Raw genomic sequence first — 9,311 nt, forward strand, 5'->3', positions numbered from 1 at the left:
AAAAAAAACCTTCTTGGTTTATTCATAAAATAAAATGGATAAATATTAAGTCATAATCCGTATTATACTGGAAATTTTATATTAACTGTAAATCCTCTGCTTGATTTAGAATTGTAATCTATAGTTCCCTCTATGTCTTCAATACGTTTTTCAATATTTTCAAGACCATTTTTCTTATTGATCTTTTGATCTTTAACTCCAATTCCATTATCAGAGTAGTTAAGATCAATCGTATTGTTGTTTAACTTGAAAGAAATGACAACCAAATTGCAATTACTGTGCTTTTTCATGTTAACTAATAGCTCTTGTAGTACTCGATAGACTGTTATTTTTTTTGTGTTTTCAATTGATATCCAATTGATGCTGTCCAAACCACTAAGTAATACATTGGCAATATCAGTGTTGAAATCAGTAATCATTTCTTTTAGAGTTGGTATAAAATTTATTCCAGTGTCGATATAACTGTTTTCTTTCGAAATATTGCGCGTTCTTAAATAGATTGTATCTAGGTTATGGAGTAATGTTTCTTTGTTGTTTTCTGTTGAAAGATCTTGTGTTTCAGCAAATGTTATCATTTGGTATAAATCATTAGCAAGTTCATCATGTAGTTTTTTTGCAATTTTGATTTCGGTTGTGTAAGCTGCTTGGATTTTTTCTCTTCTGTTTTTCGATTTTAAATAAAAATAGATTAATCCAGTTAAAATTAATATCATTAAAATTACAAAATAGAGTGCCTGAGTTTTACTCTTCTGCACCTGTAATTTTAAAATATCATTAACTTTTTGTTCTTTGAGTTTTAGGTTTTCGTCTTTTTCTTTCTTTGAATCGTATTTTATTTTTGCAAAATTATTCTTTGCCTTTTGTCTTACTTTTGTTATGCTATCATTTATCTGTAGGTATAGTAAAGCGTATTTTTTATAATTATTTCCAGTGCTGTTTTGTATTAATAGTCTCAAAGACTCTAGACGAGAATCAACGCTTTTTAATTTTGTTGATTCTTTATAAACAATTAGAGCATATTTACTTGATAAACTAGGGTTTTTTATTTTGTAGTACCTTGAAATATTATAATTGCTAGATATAATTCCCCAATTATCTTTTATTTGATTTCTTATTTGTAGTCCTTCATTTAAGTAATAAATTGCTTTGGTACTTTTAGCTTTATCATATGTTTGCCCTAAGTTATCATTTATTCTGGCATATGTTTCTGGATCATTTATTAGCCCTTTTGTTGAAATTAAAGATTCAAGAATTTGTATTGCTTTGTCATAATCTCCTTTTTCAGTATAAGCCAAACTAATATTATTCATAATGCCAGCTTTTATTAATTCATCTGTCTTGGAGTTGATTGCTTTTTTAAAAAAATAAATAGAATTGTCATATTCCTTAGTATTTAAGTAGTTATTACCAAGTCCTATGAAAACATTCGTTTCTCCACATGGGAATTTACCTTTATTTCCTATGTAAGGTAGCGCTTCAATACTGGTGCTTTCACTGCCAGTATAATCACCTTGATTTCTTTGTATTTGAGCCAGCCAGCTTAATGAATGTATAATCCTTGAAGTATCTTGTTGTATTTCAGCAGTATTTTTAGCTTTATTGTAATAGTAATAAGAGCTGTCAAATTGTTGATTTTCGTAGAAATTGTGAGCAACTGATAAGAGCTTATCTATTTCGGTTATGTCCTTCTTATTGGCTATTATATTTTGATTTTTTTTCTCACATGAGGATTGCAATAGTATAAAAACAATTAGCAGTAAATTATAAAGATGAAATTGTAGCTTTTTTAGTACCATATTGCGAAATTACTATTTTATATTTGATTATAGTACTAACCAATCTGTCAATTTATGGATTGTTTTTTAAGCCCTTTTAAACACAAAAAACCCCAATCTTCCGATTGAGGTTTCTATATAAGTAAGTAGTCTTAAATTGAGTTGATAAAACGTTTATTTTACTTTATTAAGTATTGCTTTGAAAGCTTCTGGGTGGTTCATAGCCAAATCTGCAAGAACTTTACGGTTCAATTCGATATTGTTCTTTTTCACTTTACCCATGAATTGAGAATAAGACATTCCTTCCAATCTAGCTCCAGCGTTAATACGTTGAATCCATAATGCACGGAAATTTCTTTTATTCACTTTTCTGTCACGGTAAGCGTAGCACATTGCTTTCTCTACCGCATTCTTAGCAACTGTCCAAACGTTTTTACGTCTACCAAAGAAACCTTTGGCTTGCTTCATTATTTTTTTTCTTCTTGCTCTTTTAGCAACTGAATTTACCGATCTTGGCATAATTTTTATGTGTTTTTGTAGCAGGCGGCTTGAATTGAATCAAAAGCACTTAATGGCCATACTCCAAGGTTATTTTAAATTGTTTTAACCTAAAGAATTTCTTTAGTCTAATGTTTTAAAAGTCAAACGTAAAAAGCCAGTAGACTTTAAAACTTTAAGACTTTCTAACTTTCGACTTATTATATGATTCTTAATTGTTGTTTGATGCTTTTCATATCTGTTTTGTGAACTAACGCTGAATGTGTCAAAGCTAATTTACGTTTTTTAGATTTTTTAGTCAAGATGTGACTTTTAAAAGCATGCTTTCTTTTAATCTTTCCAGAACCAGTAACTTTAAAACGTTTCTTGGCGCTAGATTTGGTTTTCATTTTAGGCATTTTTTCCTAGTGTTTTAATTTATTCTTACTTACTTATCTTCTAATCTTAAAGACCAAAGTCTTAAAGTCATAAAGTAAAGACTTTAGACATTAGAACTTTCGACTTTCGACTTATTTATTTTTTCTTCTTTGGAGCAATGAACATAATCATTCTCTTTCCTTCTAGTACTGGCATCGCTTCTACTTTACCATACTCTTCTAGATCAGTAGCTAGTCTTAACAATAAGATTTGCCCTTGGTCTTTATAGATAATAGAACGTCCTTTAAAGAATACAAAAGCTTTTAGCTTCGCACCTTCTTTTAAGAATTTTTCAGCATTCTTTCTCTTAAACTCATAATCGTGCTCATCTGTTTGAGGACCAAAACGAATTTCTTTTACAGTTACCTGTGTAGATTTTGCTTTTAAGATTTTATCACGTTTCTTTTGCTCGTAAACAAATTTCTTGTAATCCATAATCTTACATACTGGCGGCTCAGCATTTGGTGAAATTTCAACTAAATCTAGTTCAAATTGATCCGCTAAACGTAAAGCTTCAGAAAGTTTAAAAACTCCTGGCTCTATATTTTCACCTACAAGACGTACTTCTTGTATACCACGAATGTTGTTGTTGATTCTGTGGGCATCCTTTTTTTCTACGCGAGGTTGGTAACCTCTGTTGCTTCTTATTGCTATGACTTTATAATTTAAGTTAAACTGTAAATACTTTTAATGTTTTTTTAATCTCTTCATCTACAATAGCAGCAAATTCTTCTATTGTAATGGTAATATTCCCTTTTCCTTCCTGTCCATGACGACGGATGGATATAGTTCCGTTTTTCTCTTCTTCCTCACCTACAATCAACATGAATGGGATCTTCTGCATTTCAGCATCTCTAATTTTCTTCCCAATCGTCTCGTTTCGGTTGTCAATGAGGGCGCGAATTTCGTGATTTTCTAGCAAATCTAAAACTTTTTTGGCATATATTTCATATTTCTCACTCAAAGACAATATAATAGCCTGTTCAGGCATTAACCAGAGTGGGAAATTTCCTGCAGTATGTTCTAGTAAGATGGCTATAAAGCGCTCCATAGATCCAAACGGTGCTCTATGAATCATTACGGGTCTATGTAATTCATTGTCAGATCCTTTGTATGTCAAGTCAAAACGTTCAGGAAGGTTATAATCTACCTGAATAGTTCCTAATTGCCATTGTCTTCCAAGAGCATCTTTCACCATGAAATCTAACTTAGGGCCATAAAATGCTGCTTCACCATATTCAACAACGGTATTTAAACCTTTGTCTGCTGCGGCATTGATAATAGCATTTTCTGCTTTCTCCCAGTTTTCATCAGTTCCTATGTATTTTTCTCTATTCTCTTTATCTCTTAAAGATATCTGAGCAGTAAAGTTTTCAAATCCTAATGAACCAAATACATACAGTACCAAGTCAATTACTTTTTTAAACTCTTCGTCTAACTGTTCTGGAGTACAAAAAATATGCGCATCATCCTGAGTAAAACCACGCACACGGGTTAAACCATGCAATTCTCCACTTTGTTCATATCGATATACAGTACCAAATTCAGCATAACGCTTCGGTAAATCTTTGTAAGACCAAGGACGTACATTGTAAATTTCACAATGGTGAGGGCAGTTCATTGGTTTCAATAAAAACTCTTCACCTTCATGCGGTGTGCTTATCGGCTGAAAACTATCAGCACCATATTTAGCATAGTGTCCAGAAGTAACGTATAATTCTTTCTGACCAATATGTGGTGTAACGACTTGTTCGTAACCTGCTTTCTTTTGTGCTTTCTTCAAGAATTGCTCTAAACGCTCTCTCAATGCAGCTCCTTTAGGTAGCCATAACGGTAAACCTTGTCCTACTTTTGCTGAGAAAGCAAATAATTCTAATTCCTTACCTAATTTTCTATGGTCACGTCTTTTTGCTTCTTCAAGCAATAACAGGTACTCTGTTAAATCTTTTTGTTTTGGGAATGATGTTCCGTAAACACGAGTTAACTGTTTGTTCTTTTCATCACCACGCCAGTATGCACCAGCAACGCTCATGATTTTCATCGCCTTGATTATTCCAGTATTTGGAATATGTCCACCACGGCATAAGTCTGTAAAAGTATCATGATCACAAAACGTAATTGTTCCGTCTTCAAGATTAGTAATCATCTCCGTTTTGTAAACATTGTCTTTATATAATTCCAAAGCTTCTGCTTTAGTTACAGGACGCAATTTAAATTCATGTTTTCCTCTTGAAATTTCAAGAACACGGTCTTCAATTTTCTTAAAATCAGCCTCTGTGATTTTTTGCTCTTCAAAATCTACATCATAATAAAACCCATTAGCAATTGCAGGTCCAAGAGTTAATTTAATACCAGGGTACATTTCCTCAAGAACTTGTGCCATCACGTGTGAAGTCGAATGCCAAAAAGCTTTCTTTCCGCCTTCGTCATTCCATGTATATAATATAAGGCTACCGTCTGTCGTCAAAGGAGTTGTGGTTTCAATAGTTGTACCATTAAAAGAAGCAGAAATTACATTTCTAGCAAATCCTTCGCTAATGCTTTTAGCAACATCCATAGGAGTTACGTCTTGCGCATACTCTCTAACTGACCCATCGGGCAAAGTAATCTTAATCATTGTTTATTAATTTAAGAATGCAAATATAAACATTACAAAAATACATACAATATATATATAAGGTTTGTTCCATATAATATAGGTGTAATACTAAAATGGGGTGTTTTGTACTGTTCATCCCTTATACATATAAAGTAAGGGAGGGTTTTTAGGAGCTATTTCCTGCTATTCGCTACAATCTACCTCGCCGTACAACGGCTCAGTAGGATTTCCACTTCTATCAGGGCTAGGGCAAGGTGCTCTCTATAAATTTTCGATTTCAAAAACTGTTTTTGTTACCTATATATAAGGATAGGCTGTCTACTAGATATTGTAGCTCAAGGTGCAGCGTTATACCTCTAGTTGATAAAGGCCTTTTAATTATATAAAGTGCTAATGTAGTACTTGTTTCTCATCATATAAGTCATATAAGGTATTTACGAAAAGCTTATGTGTTTATAAACCGCAAAGCGTAAAACCAAAAAGCGCCACAATAAACATCCGTAGAGTCTCCTTTTCCTTCGGAGAGGGCCAGGTAGAGGATAATTTCTTCCAGCTTCTATGATCTTCTATGACTTATATGGTTCAAATCTAATAATCCGAATCAAAACCCACGATCAACAAGGATTAAAACAAAACTTATATGACTTATATGTTAGGGAAAAAAGCACGGCAACCGTGCAAACATTACAATCCCTAAAAGATTTGTCCAACAATTTTAAAAAACCGCAAACCAACCCCATGTTCAAGTTCTACATTTCCAATGTGTTAAAAATAAATCGCAAATAAAGCAAAGAAAAGCGGTTAAAAAGTATTGAATAACGGTTTAAAGAGTCTACTTTTGCACCCGCAACAACGCAGACGTTCTTTCAAATACTGGCAAGCAAACGAAACAAGGCAGAAAATTTATTTTCAAAAAAAGTTTCAAAAAAGCTTGTGAGATTTAAAAGTGATAGTTACTTTTGCACCCCGCTAAACGCGCAACGTTCCTTGATAAGCTGATAAGAGAAGAGAAGAAAAAGAAAGATTTATTTTTCTAAAAAACTTCAAATTTTTCTTGCCAGATAAAAAGAGAAGTTGTACTTTTGCACCCGCTTCGAGCGACACGTTAAGTGTTGCTACGAGTGGAAAACAAGATAAGACACGTTCCTAGACATATTGAATTGACAGCCGTTTTTGAGAGAGATTTCAAAGACAAAAGAATAAGAGTAATAGAATCGAGAGATTTGAAAAAACCACTAGACCTTCAGTCAAAAATAAATAGAGAATCATTTATGGTTCTTGCATAATATACGATGAAGAGTTTGATCCTGGCTCAGGATGAACGCTAGCGGCAGGCTTAACACATGCAAGTCGAGGGGTATAGTTCTTCGGAATTAGAGACCGGCGCACGGGTGCGTAACGCGTATGCAATCTACCTTTCACAGAGGGATAGCCCAGAGAAATTTGGATTAATACCTCATAGTATAATTGAATGGCATCATTTAATTATTAAAGATTTATCGGTGAAAGATGAGCATGCGTCCCATTAGCTAGTTGGTATGGTAACGGCATACCAAGGCTACGATGGGTAGGGGTCCTGAGAGGGAGATCCCCCACACTGGTACTGAGACACGGACCAGACTCCTACGGGAGGCAGCAGTGAGGAATATTGGACAATGGGCGCAAGCCTGATCCAGCCATGCCGCGTGCAGGATGACGGTCCTATGGATTGTAAACTGCTTTTATACGAGAAGAAACACTCCTTCGTGAAGGAGCTTGACGGTATCGTAAGAATAAGGATCGGCTAACTCCGTGCCAGCAGCCGCGGTAATACGGAGGATCCAAGCGTTATCCGGAATCATTGGGTTTAAAGGGTCCGTAGGCGGTTTAGTAAGTCAGTGGTGAAAGCCCATCGCTCAACGGTGGAACGGCCATTGATACTGCTAGACTTGAATTATTAGGAAGTAACTAGAATATGTAGTGTAGCGGTGAAATGCTTAGAGATTACATGGAATACCAATTGCGAAGGCAGGTTACTACTAATATATTGACGCTGATGGACGAAAGCGTGGGTAGCGAACAGGATTAGATACCCTGGTAGTCCACGCCGTAAACGATGGATACTAGCTGTTGGGAGCAATCTCAGTGGCTAAGCGAAAGTGATAAGTATCCCACCTGGGGAGTACGAACGCAAGTTTGAAACTCAAAGGAATTGACGGGGGCCCGCACAAGCGGTGGAGCATGTGGTTTAATTCGATGATACGCGAGGAACCTTACCAAGGCTTAAATGTAGATTGACCGGTTTGGAAACAGACTTTTCGCAAGACAATTTACAAGGTGCTGCATGGTTGTCGTCAGCTCGTGCCGTGAGGTGTCAGGTTAAGTCCTATAACGAGCGCAACCCCTGTTGTTAGTTGCCAGCGAGTCATGTCGGGAACTCTAACGAGACTGCCAGTGCAAACTGTGAGGAAGGTGGGGATGACGTCAAATCATCACGGCCCTTACGCCTTGGGCTACACACGTGCTACAATGGCCGGTACAGAGAGCAGCCACTGGGCGACCAGGAGCGAATCTACAAAACCGGTCACAGTTCGGATCGGAGTCTGCAACTCGACTCCGTGAAGCTGGAATCGCTAGTAATCGGATATCAGCCATGATCCGGTGAATACGTTCCCGGGCCTTGTACACACCGCCCGTCAAGCCATGGAAGCTGGGGGTGCCTGAAGTCGGTGACCGCAAGGAGCTGCCTAGGGTAAAACTGGTAACTAGGGCTAAGTCGTAACAAGGTAGCCGTACCGGAAGGTGCGGCTGGAACACCTCCTTTCTAGAGCCTTAGTGTTAGCTTATTTATAAGCACGGTAGGGAAAGAGACGAAAAGAGAAAGTGGAAACAAAGATTGAGAATTTATTACTCTTGCTGTTAGTTCAAATAATACAATTTAAGAATAAGAGTGTCTCGTAGCTCAGCTGGTTAGAGTACTACACTGATAATGTAGGGGTCGACAGTTCGAGTCTGTCCGAGACAACTATTTATACTTAAATAGATTCTGAAATAAATTCAGAATAAAAGGAAATTTTAGAAGTATGAGTATGAATTATACATTAATTCAAAATTCACCATTCATAATTTAAAATTTGAAACGGGGGATTAGCTCAGCTGGCTAGAGCGCCTGCCTTGCACGCAGGAGGTCAACGGTTCGACTCCGTTATTCTCCACAAATCAAAAGTTGATACGTTGATTTGTTAAATCGGTTAAACGATTAAACGAAAAAACGATTAAACTAGCGATACAAGTTCATTGACATATTGAGATAAGAAAAATATAAAAAGTAGAAAGCGTTTTTTACTATTTATAGTAAAAGACAAACAAAAACGGTCTTAATTAATTTTAAGATTGGTACAATAAGCAAAATAAGGGCGTATGGGGGATGCCTTGGCTCTCAGAGGCGATGAAAGGCGTGATAAGCTGCGAAAAGCTACGGGGACGGGCACACACCGATTGATCCGTAGATACCTGAATGGGGCAACCCACTAGATTGAAGATCTAGTACACCGATAGGTGGGCAAACCCGCTGAACTGAAACATCTAAGTAGGCGGAGGAGAAGAAAACAAAAGTGATTCCGTAAGTAGTGGCGAGCGAACGCGGATTAGCCCAAACCAATGTTGTTACGGCAATGTTGGGGTTGTAGGACCACGATATTCAATGTAAAACGAACTAGAATCTACTGGAAAGTAGAACCAAAGAGGGTGATAGTCCTGTATAGGTAAGTGATATAATTGATAGTGGTATCCTGAGTAGGGCGGGACACGAGAAATCCTGTCTGAATTTGGCGGGACCATCCGCTAAGGCTAAATACTCCTGAGAGACCGATAGTGAACCAGTACCGTGAGGGAAAGGTGAAAAGAACCGTGAATAACGGAGTGAAATAGATCCTGAAACCATACGCTTACAAGCGGTCGGAGCCCTTTCGTGGGGTGACGGCGTGCCTTTTGCATAATGAGCCTACGAGTTAACGTTGCTGGCAAGGATAAGTGGTTAAGCC

General features: G+C 36.7%; 6 protein-coding genes, 2 tRNA genes and 2 rRNA genes (1 of these 10 only partly in view). 5 read left to right on the forward strand and 5 right to left on the reverse strand.

Annotated features, from left to right (window positions below):
* Positions 1–62 precede the first annotated feature (62 nt).
* From AB3G34_RS02540 to thrS, 5 genes are all read right to left on the reverse strand, one after another.
* Complete coding sequence (locus AB3G34_RS02540; RefSeq protein WP_369753361.1) at positions 63–1,796, reverse strand: ATP-binding protein; 1,734 nt, start codon at positions 1,794–1,796, stop codon at positions 63–65.
* Between the two features lie 153 nt (positions 1,797–1,949).
* On the reverse strand, positions 1,950–2,294 hold the full coding sequence (gene rplT / locus AB3G34_RS02545) for a 50S ribosomal protein L20 (protein ID WP_026708677.1): 345 nt from the start codon (positions 2,292–2,294) through the stop codon (positions 1,950–1,952).
* 179 nt (positions 2,295–2,473) lie between these two features.
* The gene (gene rpmI, locus AB3G34_RS02550) at positions 2,474–2,671 is read right to left on the reverse strand and encodes a 50S ribosomal protein L35 (protein WP_022827375.1); all 198 of its coding nucleotides are present in this window, start codon (positions 2,669–2,671) and stop codon (positions 2,474–2,476) included.
* Between the two features lie 115 nt (positions 2,672–2,786).
* Entirely contained in the window at positions 2,787–3,344 is a 558-nt protein-coding gene (gene infC / locus AB3G34_RS02555) for a translation initiation factor IF-3 (protein ID WP_369754072.1), read from the reverse strand.
* Between the two features lie 16 nt (positions 3,345–3,360).
* Complete coding sequence (gene thrS, locus AB3G34_RS02560) at positions 3,361–5,307, reverse strand: threonine--tRNA ligase (protein WP_369753363.1); 1,947 nt, start codon at positions 5,305–5,307, stop codon at positions 3,361–3,363.
* Between the two features lie 1,103 nt (positions 5,308–6,410).
* On the opposite strand from thrS, the gene AB3G34_RS02565 reads away from it, so the two are divergent.
* The 5 genes from AB3G34_RS02565 to AB3G34_RS02585 form a co-directional block, all read left to right on the forward strand.
* On the forward strand, positions 6,411–6,575 hold the full coding sequence (locus AB3G34_RS02565; protein ID WP_367768211.1) for a hypothetical protein: 165 nt from the start codon (positions 6,411–6,413) through the stop codon (positions 6,573–6,575).
* Between the two features lie 3 nt (positions 6,576–6,578).
* A 16S ribosomal RNA gene (locus tag AB3G34_RS02570) occupies positions 6,579–8,092 on the forward strand.
* A gap of 127 nt (positions 8,093–8,219) precedes the next feature.
* Positions 8,220–8,293: transfer RNA gene (locus tag AB3G34_RS02575), tRNA-Ile, on the forward strand.
* Between the two features lie 116 nt (positions 8,294–8,409).
* A tRNA-Ala gene (locus AB3G34_RS02580) sits at positions 8,410–8,483 on the forward strand.
* Positions 8,484–8,667: 184 nt separating this feature from the next.
* A 23S ribosomal RNA gene (locus AB3G34_RS02585) occupies positions 8,668–9,311 on the forward strand; it runs 2,242 nt beyond the window's last position.
* The 16S and 23S rRNA genes sit together here with 2 tRNA genes alongside, the layout of an rRNA operon.

Origin of the sequence: Flavobacterium sp. WC2409, assembly GCF_041200085.1 — a bacterium.
In the GTDB taxonomy this organism is placed as follows: Bacteria; Bacteroidota; Bacteroidia; order Flavobacteriales; family Flavobacteriaceae; genus Flavobacterium.

Excerpts from the sequence above, each read along its gene's own strand:
- AB3G34_RS02540 (WP_369753361.1), bottom strand. The coding sequence starts at position 1,796 with ATGGTACTAAAAAAGCTACAATTTCATCTTTATAATTTACTGCTAATT.
- rplT (WP_026708677.1), bottom strand. The coding sequence starts at position 2,294 with ATGCCAAGATCGGTAAATTCAGTTGCTAAAAGAGCAAGAAGAAAAAAA.
- rpmI (WP_022827375.1), bottom strand. The coding sequence starts at position 2,671 with ATGCCTAAAATGAAAACCAAATCTAGCGCCAAGAAACGTTTTAAAGTT.
- thrS (WP_369753363.1), bottom strand. The coding sequence starts at position 5,307 with ATGATTAAGATTACTTTGCCCGATGGGTCAGTTAGAGAGTATGCGCAA.